This window comes from Nocardia sp. NPDC047654 (assembly GCF_043205035.1).
Classification (GTDB): Bacteria; Actinomycetota; Actinomycetes; order Mycobacteriales; family Mycobacteriaceae; genus Nocardia.
The window spans coordinates 1-18,674 of sequence record NZ_JBIDDF010000017.1 but is presented as its reverse complement, the minus strand read 5'-3'; the positions used below and the strand labels follow the sequence as shown (position 1 = coordinate 18,674).

Below are 18,674 nucleotides of genomic sequence, written 5' to 3'. Positions count from 1 at the left end.
CCTCCGTTCACCCAGCCCGCGTATACCCCGCAAACGGGAACAAACACCCGGCTCGGCGTCGCGCCCTACGCCGGTTGGGGACGGTCCGATCTTTGGTGGATGCGACCTCGGTCCGACTGGCCGGACCTGAGGCAGGCGAGCGCGCACGCGGTGGATGTCCTCGGCCCGGAGGTGCCGCTCGAGATCGAGCATGGCGCGCTGCGGTTCCCGATCTCACCGACTCCGATCTTCATCGACCCCTCCGGTTAGCCTGGATGGGTGGGAGTGGTCGGGTTCGAGCGGGATCGCGGTGCGGGTTGGGATTTCGGGCGTGCGACCGCGGGCGAGCACGCGGGTGGGGCGGCGATGATCGGGTTCCGTGATCGCGGGGGCGGCGAGCTGGACCTGCGGGTCACCGGGATACCGGCGGTCACGGTGCTGTTCGAGTTCGGCGGCAGCGAACTGGTCGTCGAGAGCAATGGCGGCAGACGGGCATTCGCCGGGTTCGTTTCGGGATATCCGCCCGGAACGATGCGTATCCGCGGTGAGCGGGTCGAGTGTGTCGAGGTGCGGTTGACACCAGCGCGGGCCTATTCGTTGCTGGATATCGCACCGGCGGAGCTGGGCCGCGCGGCGGTCGTCGGCGTGGAAGACCTCTTCGGACGTCGGGCGCAGTGGCTGCGCGAGCAACTCGCGGATGCGGCGACATGGGAACAGCGATTCGCGCTGACGCGATCTTTTCTGCTGCGATGTGCCGACCCGGCACGGACACCGGACCCGGAAGTAGTCGCCGGCTGGAATCGCATCCTCGCCGACCGCGGACAGGTCACGGTCGGCGAACTCGCCGCATCGTGCGGATGGAGCCGCAAGCGGCTGTGGGCGCGGTTCGAGTCCCAGATCGGGCTGACGCCCAAGCGTGCCGCCATGCTGGTCCGATTCCGTCACGCCGTGGAAGGGCTGGTGGCCGGCCGCCCCGCCGCCGAGGTCGCCGCGACCTGCGGCTACACCGACCAGTCCCATCTATCGCGGGACGTGTCGAGCTTCGCGCAGGTCACCCCCGGGGCGCTGGCCGCGGAACCGCTCACCGCCATCTCCGCGCACCGCTACCGGGCGTGGGGAACATTTTTCCGGTAAGTGTTCTCGACGTCCTTCCGAAATGCGCGCACAGCCTCGCTCGGGCTCAGGCCACGGCCTCCCACGCGAACCCGTCGGGGTCGGCGAAGGGCCCGACATCGCTGCCGATGGCGAGCCGGTGCGAGCCGGCGCCCTCCGGCGAGACGCCGGCATCCTTGGCGGCGGCACGACGCCCGTAGAGCGCCAGCTTGACCGACGACGACGAGGCATCGAACTCGACGTATTTGCTGCCGAAACTCTTCGCCACGGTCAGGCCGCGATCGACGTAGAACTGCTTGGTCGCCTTGACGTTGTCCACCCCGAGCAGAATCACGAAATCGTCGATCTCCCGGGTGGCCGGGCCGGTGTCCTTCTTCGCCGACGTCGCGATTTTCCAGATCGCCCCGTCCGGAGCCTGGACGACGCCGCCGTACCCCCAGAAGCTCTTCTTGGCCGGCTTCAGCGTCGTCGCTCCCGCGTCGAGCGCGGTGCCGACGAGGCTGTCGACGGTGCTCGGCTGCGACACCACGAGCGAGAGGATGAAGCCGCGGAACCCGTTCGTCGGCGCCTCCGAGGCGCGCACGCGCACCTTGTCGCCGAGCTCGAACGCGGCGGCGTAGAAGCTCGCGCCGGCCGCGGGATCGGGCATCTCGAGAATGACGGAGTCGATAGTGGGCTGCTCGGTGGTGGTATCCATGGCGATAACGCTAATTACCGCTCGGCGACCGGCGCTTCTCGATTCCTGATCGTTGTGGGCAGCGGACAACCTGGTGGCCGCTCGACGCCGCCGTCGAATTACCACGGAGCCGGCCCGCAAGCCGCTACGGTCCCATTGGGATGCGGGTGTCCACCCCCTGAGGGCGCCCCACCCACCCGGGGGGTGGGCGCCCTCCACCCCCCGGGGCCCCGCAAGGGGCTCATGTGGGCTCGGCCTGCACCGATCAGGTCAGGCCGGCACTCCCGGACAGTCCCACGCCTCGATCGGGTCGCGGGAATACCAATGCCCGGTCCATTCCCTGCCCGATTCGAGGGCGTCGTAGAAATCCTCGTCATCGGGCAACTCCGGGCCGTGGGCGTAGACCACACCGGGACGGTCACCGTGGAAGCGGCGGGCGCGTTCGACCGCGCGAGCCGAGCGCTCGGCGAGATAGGCGCGCTGGGTGATCAGCCACTCCTCGCTCGTGCGAACTCCCGGACCGCCGTAGTCCAGCGGGTAATGCATCTGGTACTCCAGCCGCGCCAACTGCTCGCCCGCGTGCTCGTACAGCCACACGATCCATCCCGGTACCTGCGGCTGCGCTGCCAGCGCACGAACAGCGAATCCTTCGCGCGCGGTCGGGCTTTCCGGATCACGCCACGCCGCGGCGACGTCACGGGCGACCGCCGCGAAGTCCATGCTGCTCCGCCCCCGATCTTTCCGATGCCTACCACCCATAGCCGATAACTCTAAATCCCTTCACCGGCCACCGACCAGGGTTCGCTCCAAGTTGGCCCGCGACCGGCCGTCCGTGCCGCTTCCGCCGGACAGTTCGCCGGCATCCACGGTGGGTGCCAGGACATTTCCCGGCGAAACGCCCGCCGCCGAATCGATCTCACGAGCGACTATGAGCGCCGGACTCGCCGACGGGCCACGCCGATCAGCCGAAGGGACCGACCATGGTCGTGCCTGCTCGAACCCGGGCCGCGCGGCCCCGCGCGTATGCGATGACGTCCTCCGCGTAGGCTGCCTCGTCTCCTTCCGCGAAGCACGCCCGGAATCGGATGAGCGCTTCTTCCAGTCGCGGTCCGGGGTCGCCGTCGGCGAGCAGGACGACGATCGCCTCCCACGTTCGGATTCGCGGGTCCGGCAAGGCCAGAAGTTCCTCCAGGTAGCGACCGGGTTCCAGCAGCCGCAGCGCACGGCGCGCGTAGGCGTGTACGCGCCGGGGCAGTGCGGCGCGGACGGCGTCGACGTCCGCTTGCCGCGCCTGGCCCGGGTGTGCCGGGTCGACTCGCAGCGACCACAATTCGGTCAGGTCGTCCGCCATACCGTGCTCGTCGATCAGGCCGGGGCCGCTCGCCTGCTCGAGCGGCGCGGAGGGGAGGCTCCGCTGCGCGTTGCGCCAGTTACAGAACTCCCACCAAGCGGTGGGTGTGGCACTCAGAGTCAAGCCGAACCTCAACTCCTGGCGGCCATCGGTCCAGGTACGCAGTGTCCGGCTGCGGCCGACCGAGGCCACGCCGCCCGCCGCCACCCGCACCCACTTGGCCTCCGATCCCTCGAAGCCGTACGGCTGCACGAGCTTTCGCGCGTCGCGTGTCAGTCGGCGCAGCGCCGCGTCCGGTTCGACCATGTCGGCAGATTAACCGGACGCACCGACACACCGAATCAGGGAGCCGAGCGCTCCACACTTCGTGGATCCCGCCACCGCAATGCGCGCTCGCGATGATCCGGCGCGGTTCATGTCACACTGGCGTAGATGGAGCGAGCCAACGCTTTCCACGACGAGAAACCCTCGCCCGCCTCCGGCGGGGAGAGCACACGCACCGTGATCGTCGCCTTCGGCGCCAATCTCGCGGTGGCGGTGGCCAAAACGGTCGCCGCGACCCTCTCCGGCTCGGCGTCGATGGTCGCCGAGGCCGCTCATTCGTGGGCCGACACCGGCAATCAGATCTTTCTCCTGGTCGCCAACCGTCGAAGTGCGCGTACTGCCGATGCGAAGCGGCCCCTCGGGTATGGGCGGGAGGCGTACGTCTGGTCGTTGCTCGCGGCGGTCGGGCTCTTCGTCGCGGGTGCCGCGGTGTCCGTGTGGCACGGCATCACAGAACTGCTGCACGAAGGACAGGGCGAGCAGGACTATGCGATCGCCTACCTGGTCCTCGGGATCGCGTTCGTCTTGGAGGGAACCTCGTGGCTACAGGCCACCCGCCAGCTCGGCGGCGAGGCCGAGAGTCTCGATCGAGACATCCTCGAATACGTGCTCGAGACCTCCGACCCGACATTGCGCGCGGTCTTCGCCGAGGACAGCGCGGCGCTGATCGGCATCGTCATCGCCTTCGCGGGGATGGGACTGCACCAGCTCACCGGCGCGGCGGTCTGGGACGCACTCGGATCGGTGCTCGTCGGTGTGCTTCTCGGGGTGATCGCCGTGGTGCTCATCGACCGCAACCGGCGCTTCCTGACGGGCGAACCGGCTTCGCCCGGACTACGCGCCGCCGCGGCCGCCCGCATCGAGGCCATGCCCGATGTCGCCGCGGTGCGCTTCGTACGTCTGGAATACGTCGGCCCGCGCCAAGTCTTCCTGGTCGCCAGTGTCGATCTGGTGGGCGACCCGGCAGAGTCCAGCATCGCCCTCACCCTGCGCGCGCTCGAACGCGAACTCGAACGCAACCCGCACATCGCCGACGCGGTCCTCACGATCGCCGCCCCGGAGGACGCCGAGACGTAGGCTGCCGCAGAACTCGCGACAACGCACCGATGTGACGTGCGCCACCGCCTCCCCCTGTTACGAAGCGGCGCGGCCCGGCGTCTAGTGGGTGAGTCAGTCGAGACGGAACAGGAGCCACACCATGGCCGGTACATCGCGGCGCACGCCCGGCGAGACCGACGAACGCCCCGCCCCCGCGACCGAGGCGTTCGTCGCCCATCGGAACCTGCTGTTCACCGTCGCCTACGAGATGCTGGGCTCCGCCGCCGACGCCGAGGACGTCCTCCAGGAGACCTGGTTGCGGTGGGCGGGCGTCGATCTCGGCATCGTCCAGGATCAGCGCGCGTACCTGGTCCGGATCGTCACCCGCCAAGCGCTCGACCGGCTGCGCGCGCTCGGCAGGCGCAAGGAGTCCTATGTCGGGCCGTGGCTGCCCGAGCCGCTGCTCACCGCGCCCGATGTGGCCGAGGACGCCGAACTGGCCGAAAGCGTGTCGATGGCGATGCTGCTGGTACTGGAGACTTTGACGCCGATCGAGCGGGCGGTGTTCGTCCTGCGCGAAGTGTTCGATCTGGCGTACGAGGAGATCGCCGAGGCCGTCGACAAGAGCCCGGCCGCGGTCCGCCAGCTCGCGTACCGGGCGCGCGCGCACGTCGCCGCACGCCGTCCGCGCGGAGTCGTATCAGCAGCCGAGACCCGCAACGCACTCCAGGCATTCCAGCGAGCGATCGAAACAGGCGATCTGCAGAACCTGCTCGACATCCTCGCACCGGATGTGGTCCTGCTCGGAGACGGCGGCGGCGTCGTGCAGGCCACGCTGTCGCCCGTCATGGGAGCCGACAATGTGGCCCGGGTGCTGGCTGCCGGACTCGGCAGGCTCGCCGCGGCAGCAAGGCAACCGGTACAGGTCAACGGCTACCCGGCGCTGATCGTCCGGGTGAACGGCGAGATCGACACGGTCCTGGCGCTGCGCGTCGATGACGGACTCGTCACCGGGCTCTACGCCGTGCGCAATCCCGAGAAGCTCTCCCGTATGCAGCGCGAAACCGCTCTCTCCCGCTGATGACAGGAGTCGCGAGATGCCGCCGAGGCAGCTCTCCGCCCCGCGCCGCTCACTCGCCGACGGCCACTTCCGCCATGATCAACTGGAGGTAGGCATCTGCGAGCGCGGCGCGTCCGGCCTCTCCGCGCTCCGCGGCGCGCACCAGGGCGAGCGCCGCCTCGCGGACCGGGGCGCCGGATCCGCCCCCTACCAGCGCGGCCACGATGGCGGCCGCACTCTCCCCGCTCCACACTCCGGGTACGGCCGCCGCGACGTCACCGGCGACGCCCCGTGGCACCACCGCCCGCGATCGCACCAGTAACAGAAGGACAGCATGCCGCTCCCGGCCTGTGATTACCCCTGGATGACCCGGCCTCGGTCGCCACCGCCATGAACAGCGACCGGCTGGCCCTGTGGGTGCGTGACAGCATCGAGGAGATCCTCTCGCGGATCGATTCGCACATGGAAACCGAGGAATGATCCGGCGCCGTCGCACCTGCCCCGGGCGGCTCGACGATCGGTGAGCTGCCACCTCTCCGGTCTCTCGGCCGGAACGAACCGATAACGGTTCTGTCGTGTGGGTCGGCAAAGCCGCCCTGCCGCCGGTCGCCGGTGGAATGCTTCGACCGCGGACGGTCGGTCGACTGCTCGTGGCGCACGGCCACCCGCCATGAACCGCCGGAATGGCCGGTGGCACAACGGGAAAGGCGGGAACCATGCGGCTCACAGTGCTCGGCGGAACCGGGCGGATCGGCTCGCAGGTGGTTCGGAAGCTGACCGCTGCCGGGCACGAGGCCGTCCCCGCGGCGATGTCCACCGGTGTAGACCTGATCACCGGGAAAGGCCTGGACCAGGCACTGGAAGGCGCCGAAGTCGTGATCGACCTGGCGAACTCGCCGACCTTCGACGAGGCGTCCCTGGACTTCTTCCGCACCTCCATGGACAACCTGCTCGCCGCCGGCAAGACCGCAGGTGTCCGCCACCAGGTCGTCCTCTCGATCGTGGGGGTCGACCAGGTGCCTCAGCTGGACTACTACCGGGCCAAGACCCTCCAGGAGGAGCTGCTCCGGCAGGGGCCGACGCCGTACTCCATCGTTCGCGTCACCCAGTTCTTCGAGTTCATGGACGCGGTGCTGTCCTGGACCGCCGATGGCGACACCGTCCGCCTGCCCGCCACCCCGATCCAGCCGATCGCCGCCGCGGACGTCGTCGACGCGGTCGTCGAGGTCGCCACCGGCGAGCCTTTGCTGGGGGTTCGTAACTTCGCGGGTCCGGATGTCTTCACCCTCGACGAACTCGGCAGGCTCACCCTGGCCGCCCAGCACGACGATCGGACCGTCGTCACCGACGACACCGCGGGCATGTTCGCCGCCGTCACCGGAGATGTGCTCACCGCGGGGCCGGACGCACACCTGGCATCGACGCATTACCGGGATTGGATCCGCGAAGCGCACTGAATCCCGTTACCCCACCGAACGGCGCGTCGCGCAAGAGTCGTGGCGCTCAGGCGAACGGCCAGCGGGTCAGCCGGTCCTCGGCGCGCGACTCGTAGGGCCGCGCACCGAGTGCGCGCGCCCGGTGCCGCGCCGCGACCACCTCGTCGTGCGCGCCGGGCAGACCGAGGATTCCACGCGCGGTACCGCGATAGAGCCCGGACGGCCCGAGGCACACCAGTCCGGGCCATTGCACGAGCAGCGTCTCACCCCACCCCTGGGTCAGCGGCTCGAGTTCGGCGGTGAGCTCGGCCACCCGGCCGCGCCACCGCGGCGCGCGCTGCCCCACCGCGAGCAGCGCCTCGAGCAGCAGCGGCACCCGCACCACGACCCGCGGGCCGTGCCACCTCCCCGGCAGGGCGACAACCGACTCGATCGACGACATCGCCCGGTCGTGGTCACCCATCTCCGCCGCGGCCATCGCGACCACCAGCGCGAAGTCCTCGTCGAAGTCCTCGGCCATGCGGTCGGCGTCGGCCAGCACCTCGGCGAGGCGTCCCCGGTGCCACAGTTCGATCGAACTGCTGGTCAGCACCGAGGCCTCGGCGAGCAACCGGGCCTGATCGTCGACCGTCCCGAGATCGGCGGCGAATTTCGTCATCAGCGCCCGGGACCGCTGGTAGTCGCCACGCAGCACGGCGAGCATCACCTGCCACCACAACTGGGTCGCCGCGAGGTCGGTGCCGCCGCCGGAAGCGAGCCGGGCGAATTCGGCCGACAGCCTGCGGACCAGTCGCATATCGCCCGCTTCGAGGGCACAGACACGGCGCAGATGGACCGCCGTCGCCCGCGCGGCGCGGTCGTGGCCCGCGAGTTCTTCCAATTCCTCGGCGATCTTGCGACGGTCGGCGACGGTCGTCGGGTCCCAGGTACACACGAACTCGGCCAGCAACACCTGTGGCCACGACCGGCTGCCCGGTGCGCTGCGCGCCCGCGCGTCGGCCAAGACGTCGCGATCGCCCGCGAGACCGTGAATCGCACGGTCGGCGGCCTCGATCGCCTCCACCTCGGCGACCAGATCGGCGTCGAGATCGAGGCGATGGGCCAATGCCTGTGCTCGCAGCCCCGACGAACCGGCTTGCACCACGCCGTAGCCGGAGAAATACCCGGCGACGCCGCGGGGCGCGGCCAGCAGCGCGGTTCGCGCCAGCCCGGCCCAGTCGCCGTGCTCACCGCATCGCCACCCGGCCCGGTCGAAACACGCGGCGGCCGCGTCGAAGTGGCCGAGGCGGTTGTGCGCCTGTCCGGCGAGCCGATCCAATTCGATGGACAACTCCACGTCGCCGGATCCCGCGTGCCGGATCCCGCGTGCGGCGAGTTCGGCGCATTCGGTAGCCGCGTCGCGCCGCAGTGCGTCCCGCGCCGCGGCGGCACAAACCTGCGCCGCGGCGGGATCCAGCGAATCGAGCGCGGCGGCGCTGCGATGCAATGCCCGCGCCGCGAGCGCGTCGGGCCGCAGGTCGGCCAGCGCGTCCGCGATCCGTTTGTGCAACAGTGCGGTGCGTACCTCACCGATCGTGGCCAGCACGGCGGCGCGCACGAGTTCATGCCCGAAGGCGACGGCGCCGCCCTCGACCGACACGACTCGCGCGGCGACGAGCTCGCCGATCCGTTCATCGAAACGCGGCGCGCCGTCGGCGGCGGCGGCCAATCCGACCGGGGCGTCCGGGCCGATGACGGCCAACACCTCGGCGAGCGCCCGCGCCGCAGGCGAAACGGCGCCCAGCTTCGCCGCCGTGATCTCGGTTGCCGCCCCACCGACATCCAACCGGCGACCGGTTCGGACGAGGTCGCACAGTTGCGCCGCGACGAACGGACTGCCGCCACTCACCTGGACGATCTGGGCACGCACCCGCCGACCGGCCGAACTCACCTCGGCGCGCACCAATTCGTCCACCGCGGCGTCCGACAACGGCGGCAGGTCCACCGCGACATGGGCGCCCGCGGAGTGCAGCAACCGCACCGCGGCGTCCACCTCGGCCGGGAGCGGCTCGGGCCGCACCGTGAGCAACAGCAGGACCGGATGGCCGCGCAGTACGCGCATGGCCGCCGCGATCATCCGCACCGAGTCGGGATCGGCCCATTGCACGTCGTCGATGATCGCGACGATCCGGCCGGTCTCCCGTATCACCTCCGCGAAGAGCGCGGCGAGCGCCCGCGGTGTCGGGATCTCGGGAACCGCGCGCCCGGCCAGCGCCGCCTGATCCAGCCACGGCGTGAGCGTCGCCAGAGCCGGGGAACCCATCCCGCTGCTGCCCGCGGTGAAGAAGGCCGCGTCGCCGTGGCGTCGCACGGTGTCCTCGATGACGGCTGTCTTGCCGATGCCGGGTGCGCCGCGCACGGTTACGACGGTCAATCCCCGCTGTGACCGCTCGCGGGCGCGGTCGAGGACTGCGGCGATGTCGTCACGTCCGACGAGTGCCGAGCGCCCCGGCGGCGAGAGCGTCGGCGGGTTGCGGATCTCGTGCTCGATCCGGGTGGTGTCGGGCGCGGGATCGAGCCCCAACTCTTCGCGCAGCGAGCGCCGCAACCGGGTGAGCACGTCGAGCGCCTCCGGGATCCGTCCGCAGTCGCGCAGCGCCAGCGCCAGCAGCCGTGCCGTGCCTTCCCGATGCGGATGCCGCTCGCGCTCATCGGTGAGCAGGGTGACCGCGTGCCGGGCCCGGCCCAGCACGATCAATCCCTCGGCGCACAACTCGACCAGTTCCGATCGCAACTCGTCCAGACGCGTGCGCTCGGGAGCGAGTTCGGCGATGTCGCCGACATCCGGCAGCGCGTCGCCGCGCCACAGGCGCAACGCGCGCTCGAGTAGAGCCACGGCGCGTTCGATGTCACCATCGGCGTGCGCCGCCCTCGCGTCCCTGGACAGCACGTCGAGCAGGTCGAGGTCGGTGCCCGAACCGCCGCACCGCAGCGCGTAGCCGTTGGGGCCCGTCTCGATCCGGACGTCGGGGAGTGTCCGCAGCGCCCGGCGCAACCGTGACACATAACCCTGGAGGGTGACCAGGGCGCTGTCGGGCGGTTTTCCGCGCCAGAGCAATTCGCACAGATAGTGCGCGCTGCGGGCGGTGCGCTCGGCCGCGAGGATGACCAGGAGATCGGCGTGTTTGCGCGCCGGGATGGCGATGCGGTCGCCGTCCGGGCCGCGCACCTCCAGCGGACCGAGCACCGCGATGGCGGGTGAGTCGTCGCCGGACCCGCCGCGCACCAGCGTCACACCAGCGCCCTCGTCGACTCTTGGCTCATGACACACACGCAAGCACTCCTGCCAACCCCGGCCACCGGCGACGATGGGACCGTCGCCGGCCCCTCTCGCGAGACTGTAACGCGGATGTGCGGCGCCGCGCTGACCATCGGCGGCGCCCTGTGCATCGCGGGCGGCTCACTGCACCCGATCGTCGCGGGCAAGGGCCATTCGGTCGAAGCGCTCACCAGTCCGGGTACGCCGATCGCGCAGATCCTGCTCGGCATCGGAACCGTCCTGCTGGTGTGCGGACTGCCTGGCATGTACGCGTGGCTGCGCCCGCGACTGGGCGCGGCCGGGTTCGTCGGCACGGTCGCCTATCTGCTCGGCAATATCGTCACGGCGACCGGACATCTCACCGTCGAATTGTTCGTCGCCTACCCTTTCGCGTCCGATCCCGCGACCGCGCACCTGATCGCGGGCAACGACAACATGATCGACACGACCGCGTTCGCGCTGTTCAACTCGATCGGCGGTCTGGTCATGCTGGCCGGAATGGGCCTGCTGGGCGCGAGTTTGCTGCGCCACCACACCGTTCCGCGATGGATCGCGGTGCTCACGCTGCTCGGCATGGCCGGCTTCTTCCTTCCCATCCCCGCCACCCAGGGGCTGTCCGGATTCATCTACGAGGCGCCGCGCGGCATCGCCATCGCCGCCATCGGTGTCCTGATGCTGCGCAGGCCGGGCGGATTGCACCGCTGGACGAAGCGCACGCGTGGCCCGGCCGCACCGCCGACCGCGTGACCGGGCCGCCCGGGGTGGAGCCGGGATCTCGTCACCGCCGCTGATCCCGGCCGCGGTGACGACATCCCGGCTCATTCGCTCGCTGCCGTTGCCATGGACATCGCCCAGAAATCGGCGTACCGGCCACCCCGGCGCACCAACTGGTCGTGACTGCCCTCTTCGACGATCCGGCCGTTGTCCAGAAAGACGATGTGATCGGCGCGCTGGACGGTCCGCAGCCGGTGCGCGACCAGCACCACCGTCCGGCCCGCCATCAGGCGTTCGATACCGTCGTGCACAGCCGCCTCGTTCACCGGGTCCAGCGCGGAGGTCACCTCGTCCAGCAGCACGATGGGCGCGTTCTTCAGCAACGCGCGTGCGATCGAAACCCGTTGCCGCTCACCGCCGGACAGCAGCGCTCCGCCCTCGCCGACATTCGTCGCCCAGCCGCCGGGCAGCCGCTCGATCACCTCGTCCAGCCGGGCGGCGGCCGCCGCGGCCCGCACCTCGGCGTCGTCGGCATCGGGACGGCCGAGGCGCACGTTCTCCTCGATGGTGCCGTCGAAGAGATAGACGTCCTGAAAGACGATGGCGAACCGCCGCATCAACACATCCGTGCCGATCGCGCGCACGTCGACGCCTCCCACACGCACCGTGCCGTCGTCCACGTCGTAGAACCGTGCGAGCAGTTGCAGCAGTGTGCTCTTCCCCGCACCGGACGGTCCGACGATCGCGACCCGCTGTCCCTCGGGTACCGACAGCGACACGTCGTCGATCACGGTGCGGCCGCCGTGCCGGAAGACGACGGACTCGAACGCCAAGTCGTGACCGGTCGGCGGGATCGGCCTGCGAGGTTCCGGCAGCGGCTCGGTGCGCAACACCGTGTCGAGACCGGCCAGCACGGAACGCGCGCCGCGGAGTTTGCCGCCGATCTCCGACAGCGACAGCAGCGGATCCGCGCAGCGGGCGGCCAGCACCAGGAGGGTCAGGATCTCCGCCGCACCGATGTGCCCGCCGAGCGCCAGGTAGGCGCCGAGGGCCAGCAGCGCGGTGAACATCGCTTGGACCGTGAGCGTCAGGCCGACGATGCCGGGCAGCGCCGACAGCATGGCGCGGCGGGAGGCGCGTTCGAGCGCCGACAACGAATCGTCGAGCATCCGGAATCGTTCGGCGGTCCGGCCGCCGGCACGCAGGACCGGCTGCGCCTGAAGGAATTCGATGACTCTCCCCGTCGCCTCCTTCACGCGTTCGCTCCGGTCCGCGTCCGCGGCGGCCATCGAGCGTCCCGTCCAGAGCTGGATCACCGCCACGACCGGTACGGCGGCCAGCGCGGCCAGCCCCATGCGCCAGTCGTAGGCGAGCATCACGGCGACGATCGTCAGCGGCGTCACACTCGCGGAGATCATCGGTGCGAGCAGATGCGCGATCACGCTCATCGCCTGCAGCACACCCTCGCTCGCGAGCACCGAGACCTCCCCGACGCGGCGGGCGGTGAACCAGCCGAGGGGCAATCGAGCCAGGTGATCGCCGAATCGGCGATAGACACCGCGCAGCAGCGTGGTCCCGACGAGGAATCCGGACAGATCGCTGCGATAGCGCAGCGCCGCGTAGCCCGCGATCGCCGCGCCGAAGGCGATCAGCCAGGGCCAGGCGTCCGTGGGCGTGTCGCCGAACAGCGCCCGCAACAGCGGAACCAGAAGTGCGTAGGACAGGCCTTCCGCTATCGAGGTGGCCGTCATCATGACCACGGTGCGACGTACGGGCCGCGCGTACTCGCGTCCCAGCACGCGCAGCAGCATGCGAATCATCGGGGCTCGCCTCCTTGCGATGTCTGATCGGCGACGTCCGCGGGCCGCCGCGTGGTCGCGTTCCACTGCCCGCTCCGTGGCCCGAGCTCGCGCCGTAGCACGCCGCCGAGGGTTTCGACCACATCGGTGCGCGCGGCTCGGTGCGATCGCCGGAATTCGGCGAACTTCCCGTTCTGTGCCAGCAGTTCGGCGGGCGTGCCGCGTTCGACGATCGATCCGTTCTCCACCATCACGACGGTGTCGGCGTCGGCGATGGTCTCGAGACGATGCGCGATGACCAGGATCGTGCGATCGCCCTTCAGTGTCGTCATGGCTCGGCGCACGGCCTGTTCGGTCTGCGGGTCGGCGAAGGCGGTCGCCTCGTCGAGCACGAGAACGGGTGCGTCGGCCAGTAGCGCGCGGGCGATCGAGATCCGCTGCGCCTCACCGCCGGACAAACCGGCATCGGCGCCGAGCACCGTGTCGTAGCCGTGCGGCAGCTCGAGAATCCGGTCGTGGATGTTCGCCAGCCGGGCCGCGCGCACCACGTCGTCGAGGTCGGCCCGCGGTACCGCCAGCGCGATGTTGTCCGCGACCGACGCGCGCAGCAGGCGAACGTCCTGGAAGACGAAGGAGACCATCCGGTAGAGCTCCCGGCTGCCGAGTCGGCGCAGGTCGACACCGCCCAGCAGGACCGAACCGTGGGTCGGGTCGAAGAATCGGGGCAACAGCCGCACCAGGGTGGATTTCCCGCTTCCCGACGGCCCGACGATGGCGGTGACCGTACCCGGCTCGAGCACCAGGTCGATCCCGCGCAGCACCTCGTGATCGGCGTCGTAGCCGAATCGGACGTCACGCAGTTCCACCCGGTTCCCTTGCGGTGCGACCGGGAGCGCGGGCTCCGGTAGCGACGGCACCGCGAGCACGTCCCGGATCCGGCCGACCGCGCGCCGCGCGGCCTGTAGATCGTCGAAGCCGTGACCCAGTGCCGCGACCGGAGCGGTCAGGCCGAGCCCCAGCAGCAGGAACGGCAGGAGATCCGCCGGAGCCAGGGAGCCGCCCTGGATCAGGACCGTGCCGCCGATCAGCACGACCAGCAGCACGAACGGCGGCGACAGCACCACCTGCATCGCCGCGCCGATGCCGGCGAGACCGTGCACCATGCGCAGAAAGGAGTCCGCGAAATCGTCTGTGGCCGTGCGGAATCTCCGGTGGGCACGCTCGCCGGAGCCGAACGCCTTGACCACCGAGATGCCCTGCACGAACTCGACGGTCGCATTCGCGATCCGGCCCATCCCCGCGTCGAACTCCTTCTGTGCGTGCAGCCGGGCGGGGGTCATCATGAGGGGGACCAGCGCGACTGCCAGCACCACCGGTATCAGCGTGATCAACGTCAGGCGCCAGTCGACGGTGAACAAGTAGATCAGAGACACCAGCGGCACGACGAAGGCCGCGACCAGATCGCCAGGGGTGTGGGCGATGAGCGGGTGCACGGCGTCGACGTCCTTGCCCACGATGGTCGCCAGCTCGCCGGTGCGGCGGCGGGAGAACCATCCGATCGGGACCCGGCCCAGTCGTGCGGCCAGTTGCCTGCGCAACGACAGCTGCACCCGGCTGTCGAGAAGATGCCCGAGTCCGGACGACGCGGCCGTGCACAGCAGCCGGACGAACAGTCCGGCCGCACCCGCGAGCACGATCATCCGGATATGTCCGTGATCGATCGGGTGCGGCGACAACAGCGTTCGGCCCAGTTCGACCACCGCGAGCAACGGCGCCAGACCAGCGACGGCGCCGACGATCTGGAGGACGACGACGGCGGCGAAACCCCCGAGGTATGGGCGCAGCAACTCCGTCGCGCTCCGCTGCGCCGAGGGTTCGGCAGCCGATGGGGGTGGGATGGACTGCTTCCTCGCCTCGGCGAGGTCGATGGTGCTCATCGTTCTCCGGCCTTCATCGATCACTGTGCGGCTGAATGCTTTTGCGAGCCGGTCGAGGCATCGGCCAGGGCGCGGCGCAGGACAGCGGCGAGTTCGGCGCTCTGGCGCTGGGACACCTCGGCGGACAGGATCGCCTGCGACCCGTGGAATGTGCCGGGCCACTGATGCAGCTCGACCGGCACGCCCGCCCGCAGCAGGCGCAGCGCGTAGTCGATGTCTTCGTCGCGATTCGGGCAGAACTCGGCGGTGGCGATGTAGGCGGGTGGCAGACCGGATAGATCCGTGGCCCGCGCGGGCGCGGCGTACGGTGTGGCAGGCGTGCAACCCAGGTAGTGCTGCCACATCTGAGCCACCTTCGCCCGAGTCACGAAGGGCGTATCGGTGAAATTACGCGCCGACCACGCCTGCTGGCGGTCATCGAGGACGGGTTGGTTGAGCAGCTGGAACCGGATCGGCGGCCCTTGCTGGTCACGCGCCCGCAACGCGACCGCGGTCGCGAGTCCCGCGCCGGCGCTGTGGCCTCCGATCGCGATCCGCGCCGGGTCGATGCCGAGTTCGGCCGCGTGCTCGGCCGTCCAGGCCAGCACCGCGTAGACGTCGTCATGGGCGGCGGGGAACGGATGTTCCGGCGCCAAGCGGAAGCCCACCGAGATCACCGTCGCGCCGGAATTCTCGGCGAGCATCGTGGCCCACGGATGTTCGGTGTCCAGATCACCCATCACGAATCCGCCGCCGTGCAGCCAGATCATCGCGCCTCGCGCCCCGCGTGGCCGATAGATCCGTATCGGCACATCGACGTCGCCGGGCACCGTGCGATCTTCGATCCGCAGGTGCGCGGTGGCCGGTACCGGGATCGCGGCGGCCAGTTCAGCGAGGCGTTTGCGGGCGGTGACGGGGTCGCTCAGGTCGGCCGGGGGGAAGAACGAGACAGCTGCTTCGAGTTCGGGATCCAAGATCATGCCGTCGATCGTCGCGCTCGCCGGGCATGCTCGGCTTCCGGCGACGGGAGTCGCTGTCTACGTGAATGCGCGTATACGAATAGCGATCGGCTGCGTCGGTCGTCGTAGCCGAGCGCGCATCCGGTTCACGAATCACTCACCGCGGCCACGATGTACCGCGACAACCACCCGACGAATCGCGGGGATCTCATGCACGCACCGCTCGTTGCCCGTGGGCCGCGCCGGCACTCGGACGCGGAGGAACCCGATCCCTAAGAGGTGGGACCGCTCAGCCCGGTCTGGTAGGCGATCACGACCAGCTGCGCGCGGTCGCGCGCACCCAGTTTCACCATCGCGCGGCTGACATGGGTGCGCGCGGTGGCGGGACTGAGAAACAGCGCGGCGCCGATCTCGTCGTTGCTCATGCCCTGCCCCACCAGGGCCAGCACTTCGCGCTCACGGTCGGTCAGCACGGCGAGCCGGTCCTGCGCGGACTTCGCAGCCCTGCGCTGCGCGGTGAACTGGCCGATCAGGCGGCGGGTGATCCGCGGTGCGAGCAACGCGTCACCGGCGGCGATCACTCGGATGGCGTGCAAGAGCTCGGCGGGGCCCGCGTCCTTGAGCAAGAATCCGCTCGCGCCCGCCTGCAAGGCGTCGAAGACGTTCTCGTCGGTGTCGTAGGTGGTGAGGATGAGCACCTTGACCCGCTCCATCCCGGTGGCCTGCGCGATCTGGGCGGTGGCGCGGATCCCGTCCAGTCGGGGCATGCGGATGTCCATCAGGACGACGTCGGGGCGAGTGGCACGGGCGAGTTCGACAGCTTCCGCGCCGGTGGTGGCTTCACCGACCACCATGATGTCGTCCTCCAGGTCGAGCAGGACCTTGAAACCGGAGCGGACCAGGCGTTCGTCGTCGGCGAGCAGAACCTTGATCGGAGGCGTCGAGTTCACAAGCGCGATCCGACCGGAGTCAGCGGCAATCGGGCCGTGACCTCGAACCCGCCGCCGGGACGCGGCGTCGCGTCGAGTTCACCGCCGAGCAACCGGCAGCGTTCCCGCATCCCGAGGATGCCGCGGCCGGTCGGGTCCGAGCCGCCCGCGTGCGCCGGGACGCGCGCCGCGTCGCCGCGGCCTTCGTCGATCACTCGTATCCGCAAGGCGTCGATGGCGGGTTCGAGCGCCACCGTCACCCTGGTCGGGCCGACGTGCCGGATCACGTTGGTGATCGATTCCTGCACGATGCGGTACGCGGCGCTGCCCACGGCGCTGGGGAGCGGCGTCACCGGGGTGGTCTGCTCGAACGCGATGTCGAGCCCGGCGTCGCGGGCCTTGCCGACCAGTTCATCGATCTGGCCGAGACCGGGGTAGGGCTCACGTTCGTCGCCGTCGCGCAGGACGCCGAGAATGGCTCGCATCTCCCGCAGCGCCCGCGAACTGGTCTGTTCGATGGTGCGCAGTGCTTCGCGGGCCTGTTCCGGTCGCTTGTCGAGCACATGGGCGGTGACGCCGGACTGCACGTTGATGATGGCGATCGCGTGCGCGACGGTGTCGTGGACTTCGCGTGCGATCCGCAGCCGCTCGGCGTCGACCCGCGCCCTGGCTTCCTCGTCGCGGGACCTTTCGGCCAATTCTGCGCGCTGTTGCGCATCGGCGGCGATGACCCGGCGGGATCGGACCGACTCGCCGAGGATCGTGCTGATCACCGACGCGCCGATCCGGAAGAACACCCACCCGATGGCCACCAGCGGCTGGATGTCCGCCGCGGCGATCAGCCAGCCGAGGGCCAGCACCGTGATGCCCGCACCGGCGACCAGCAGCGATCGCCGCCCGTCGCCATACGCGGCGAGGGTGTACAGGGCGACGAAGAGGCCCAGATAGGAAAGCCGGTCGGGGAAGCCGAGACCGAAATAGACGACACTCGCCAGCCCCGTGATCACGAACACCGCGACCGGCTGGCTGCGACGCGCGGCGACGGCCAGGCCGCTGACGATCAGCAGGGCGTATCCGAAACTCGACACCGGTGTGTAGGCCGGCTCGAGCGGCACCGGGATCGCGGCGCTCTGCACCTGGATCACGGTGACGAACAGCGCCAGCAGGACATCCGGGAACCAGGCGGGCCGACGCGAAATCCAGGCAGACAACCGTCGCGACACCGCCCGCAGAACCATGCCGTGAGGGTACGGCATCCCCGAGTTCGCGCGCTCCCGCGCGAGCGCGCGATCGGCTACGACGACCGACGCAGCCGATCGCCGTTTACCTACGCGTATTCACGTAGACAGCGACTCCGGCCGCGACGATCCTCGGACCGACCGCCCGGGCGCGATCGGCTCCGCTGTCTCGCCGCTGCCTCGATGGCCTGCTCGGGCGAGTCCGCGCCGGCGGGATTCACTTCCACAAATCGCCGCAGGGCAGCGTCGGCAACCCGACGTGGACGTCGTCATCGATGGTGACGATCAGCTCCGGATGGCTCTGTGCCAAGTTGGCGGCTACGCTCCTGGCCTGTTCCGCGCACGCTTGGTAGTCCAGGACCAAGGCTCCCGATTCGATGTGGATATGCCGGAAGTGCTGGGGGGTTGTCATATCGACAGCACTGTTCGATCCGTGGGCGGCATCGACACGGCGTACCCCGCTCCAGTTCCGGACATCGATCGCTTCGCGGTCGAGCCATGCGGCGGACCGAGCGTCCTATGGCTCATGCTTGCCGAACTCCTCATCACTCAGGACGGAATGCACTGCTCACATCCCGCAGTGCCCAGCCGCGCTACCGGCGCTTATGGCGCGGGACTCCTCATCGCTACCGCCGGCGCGCTCGAGAGGCGATTCGAGAGCGCGTCGGCGCCCGCCGGCGTGCGCTTCCTCGCCGACCGGCCGAGGACCGGCCCGGAGACTCGTCCGGGAACGGCCTCGCGCTCGCCCGGGGTCAGCGGTGTGGTTGGGTCATGTCCCGGTTCATCGTGGGCAGTTCGATACTGATCGGCATCCGCAACTCGGCCAAATACACCAACGCCGCCC

General features: G+C 70.0%; 17 protein-coding genes. 6 read left to right on the top strand and 11 right to left on the bottom strand.

The features are described 5' to 3' along the window. Window positions 1–99 precede the first annotated feature (99 nt). Entirely contained in the window at window positions 100–249 is a 150-nt protein-coding gene (locus tag ACGF7Y_RS30300; protein WP_393239768.1) for a hypothetical protein, read from the top strand. Window positions 250–258: 9 nt separating this feature from the next. Further along, window positions 259–1,113, top strand: a complete 855-nt coding sequence (locus ACGF7Y_RS30295; RefSeq protein WP_393239766.1) for a helix-turn-helix domain-containing protein — start codon at window positions 259–261, stop codon at window positions 1,111–1,113. Window positions 1,114–1,159: 46 nt separating this feature from the next. On the opposite strand, the gene ACGF7Y_RS30290 is transcribed toward ACGF7Y_RS30295, so the two are convergent. The 3 genes from ACGF7Y_RS30290 to ACGF7Y_RS30280 all read right to left on the bottom strand — a co-directional run bounded on the left by ACGF7Y_RS30290 (window position 1,160) and on the right by ACGF7Y_RS30280 (window position 3,425). Beyond that, entirely contained in the window at window positions 1,160–1,789 is a 630-nt protein-coding gene (locus ACGF7Y_RS30290) for a glyoxalase (RefSeq protein WP_393239763.1), read from the bottom strand. A gap of 249 nt (window positions 1,790–2,038) precedes the next feature. Continuing rightward, window positions 2,039–2,488 (bottom strand): hypothetical protein, encoded by a 450-nt coding sequence (locus tag ACGF7Y_RS30285; RefSeq protein WP_393239760.1) that lies wholly within the window; start codon window positions 2,486–2,488, stop codon window positions 2,039–2,041. Window positions 2,489–2,729: 241 nt separating this feature from the next. After that, window positions 2,730–3,425 (bottom strand): hypothetical protein, encoded by a 696-nt coding sequence (locus ACGF7Y_RS30280; protein ID WP_393239757.1) that lies wholly within the window; start codon window positions 3,423–3,425, stop codon window positions 2,730–2,732. 126 nt (window positions 3,426–3,551) lie between these two features. Here ACGF7Y_RS30280 and ACGF7Y_RS30275 point away from each other — a divergent pair, with 126 nt between their 5' ends. Continuing rightward, window positions 3,552–4,520, top strand: a complete 969-nt coding sequence (locus tag ACGF7Y_RS30275) for a cation diffusion facilitator family transporter (RefSeq protein ID WP_393239754.1) — start codon at window positions 3,552–3,554, stop codon at window positions 4,518–4,520. 121 nt (window positions 4,521–4,641) lie between these two features. Next, window positions 4,642–5,562, top strand: a complete 921-nt coding sequence (locus ACGF7Y_RS30270) for an RNA polymerase sigma-70 factor (RefSeq protein WP_393239751.1) — start codon at window positions 4,642–4,644, stop codon at window positions 5,560–5,562. Window positions 5,563–5,611: 49 nt separating this feature from the next. On the opposite strand, the gene ACGF7Y_RS30265 is transcribed toward ACGF7Y_RS30270, so the two are convergent. Further along, the gene (locus tag ACGF7Y_RS30265) at window positions 5,612–5,857 is read right to left on the bottom strand and encodes a hypothetical protein (protein WP_393239748.1); all 246 of its coding nucleotides are present in this window, start codon (window positions 5,855–5,857) and stop codon (window positions 5,612–5,614) included. A 400-nt stretch (window positions 5,858–6,257) separates the two neighbouring features. Here ACGF7Y_RS30265 and ACGF7Y_RS30260 point away from each other — a divergent pair, with 400 nt between their 5' ends. After that, window positions 6,258–6,998, top strand: coding sequence for an SDR family oxidoreductase (locus tag ACGF7Y_RS30260; RefSeq protein ID WP_393239745.1), 741 nt, complete (start codon window positions 6,258–6,260; stop codon window positions 6,996–6,998). A 46-nt stretch (window positions 6,999–7,044) separates the two neighbouring features. On the opposite strand, the gene ACGF7Y_RS30255 is transcribed toward ACGF7Y_RS30260, so the two are convergent. Beyond that, window positions 7,045–10,251 carry a BTAD domain-containing putative transcriptional regulator gene (locus ACGF7Y_RS30255; protein WP_393239742.1) on the bottom strand — a complete coding sequence of 1,069 codons (3,207 nt, stop codon included), beginning with the start codon at window positions 10,249–10,251 and terminating at the stop codon, window positions 7,045–7,047. A gap of 114 nt (window positions 10,252–10,365) precedes the next feature. Here ACGF7Y_RS30255 and ACGF7Y_RS30250 point away from each other — a divergent pair, with 114 nt between their 5' ends. Continuing rightward, complete coding sequence (locus tag ACGF7Y_RS30250) at window positions 10,366–11,022, top strand: hypothetical protein (RefSeq protein ID WP_393239739.1); 657 nt, start codon at window positions 10,366–10,368, stop codon at window positions 11,020–11,022. A 71-nt stretch (window positions 11,023–11,093) separates the two neighbouring features. Here the strand turns inward: ACGF7Y_RS30250 and ACGF7Y_RS30245 are convergent, their stop codons facing one another. From ACGF7Y_RS30245 to ACGF7Y_RS30220, 6 genes are all read right to left on the bottom strand, one after another. Further along, window positions 11,094–12,809 (bottom strand): ABC transporter ATP-binding protein, encoded by a 1,716-nt coding sequence (locus ACGF7Y_RS30245; protein ID WP_393239737.1) that lies wholly within the window; start codon window positions 12,807–12,809, stop codon window positions 11,094–11,096. Next, window positions 12,806–14,725: an ABC transporter ATP-binding protein gene (locus ACGF7Y_RS30240; RefSeq protein WP_393239734.1), complete on the bottom strand. Its 1,920-nt coding sequence runs from the start codon at window positions 14,723–14,725 to the stop codon at window positions 12,806–12,808. The genes ACGF7Y_RS30245 and ACGF7Y_RS30240 overlap by 4 nt, the downstream gene beginning before the upstream one ends. A gap of 20 nt (window positions 14,726–14,745) precedes the next feature. Beyond that, complete coding sequence (locus ACGF7Y_RS30235; protein WP_393239731.1) at window positions 14,746–15,684, bottom strand: alpha/beta hydrolase; 939 nt, start codon at window positions 15,682–15,684, stop codon at window positions 14,746–14,748. A 251-nt stretch (window positions 15,685–15,935) separates the two neighbouring features. Next, complete coding sequence (locus ACGF7Y_RS30230; protein ID WP_393239728.1) at window positions 15,936–16,613, bottom strand: response regulator; 678 nt, start codon at window positions 16,611–16,613, stop codon at window positions 15,936–15,938. Then, entirely contained in the window at window positions 16,610–17,830 is a 1,221-nt protein-coding gene (locus tag ACGF7Y_RS30225; RefSeq protein WP_393239725.1) for a sensor histidine kinase, read from the bottom strand. Before ACGF7Y_RS30225 ends, ACGF7Y_RS30230 begins: the two co-directional genes overlap by 4 nt. A 217-nt stretch (window positions 17,831–18,047) precedes the next feature. Then, window positions 18,048–18,242, bottom strand: coding sequence for a hypothetical protein (locus tag ACGF7Y_RS30220; RefSeq protein ID WP_393239722.1), 195 nt, complete (start codon window positions 18,240–18,242; stop codon window positions 18,048–18,050). Window positions 18,243–18,674: the final 432 nt, after the last annotated feature.

Bases quoted from the DNA above. Each gene is read 5' to 3' on its own strand.
- ACGF7Y_RS30275 (WP_393239754.1), top strand. From the start codon at position 3,552: ATGGAGCGAGCCAACGCTTTCCACGACGAGAAACCCTCGCCCGCCTCC.
- ACGF7Y_RS30280 (WP_393239757.1), bottom strand. From the start codon at position 3,425: ATGGTCGAACCGGACGCGGCGCTGCGCCGACTGACACGCGACGCGCGA.
- ACGF7Y_RS30290 (WP_393239763.1), bottom strand. From the start codon at position 1,789: ATGGATACCACCACCGAGCAGCCCACTATCGACTCCGTCATTCTCGAG.
- ACGF7Y_RS30250 (WP_393239739.1), top strand. From the start codon at position 10,366: ATGTGCGGCGCCGCGCTGACCATCGGCGGCGCCCTGTGCATCGCGGGC.
- ACGF7Y_RS30225 (WP_393239725.1), bottom strand. From the start codon at position 17,830: ATGGTTCTGCGGGCGGTGTCGCGACGGTTGTCTGCCTGGATTTCGCGT.
- ACGF7Y_RS30235 (WP_393239731.1), bottom strand. From the start codon at position 15,684: ATGATCTTGGATCCCGAACTCGAAGCAGCTGTCTCGTTCTTCCCCCCG.
- ACGF7Y_RS30270 (WP_393239751.1), top strand. From the start codon at position 4,642: ATGGCCGGTACATCGCGGCGCACGCCCGGCGAGACCGACGAACGCCCC.
- ACGF7Y_RS30245 (WP_393239737.1), bottom strand. From the start codon at position 12,809: ATGATTCGCATGCTGCTGCGCGTGCTGGGACGCGAGTACGCGCGGCCC.
- ACGF7Y_RS30220 (WP_393239722.1), bottom strand. From the start codon at position 18,242: ATGACAACCCCCCAGCACTTCCGGCATATCCACATCGAATCGGGAGCC.
- ACGF7Y_RS30285 (WP_393239760.1), bottom strand. From the start codon at position 2,488: ATGGACTTCGCGGCGGTCGCCCGTGACGTCGCCGCGGCGTGGCGTGAT.
- ACGF7Y_RS30300 (WP_393239768.1), top strand. From the start codon at position 100: ATGCGACCTCGGTCCGACTGGCCGGACCTGAGGCAGGCGAGCGCGCAC.
- ACGF7Y_RS30260 (WP_393239745.1), top strand. From the start codon at position 6,258: ATGCGGCTCACAGTGCTCGGCGGAACCGGGCGGATCGGCTCGCAGGTG.
- ACGF7Y_RS30240 (WP_393239734.1), bottom strand. From the start codon at position 14,725: ATGAGCACCATCGACCTCGCCGAGGCGAGGAAGCAGTCCATCCCACCC.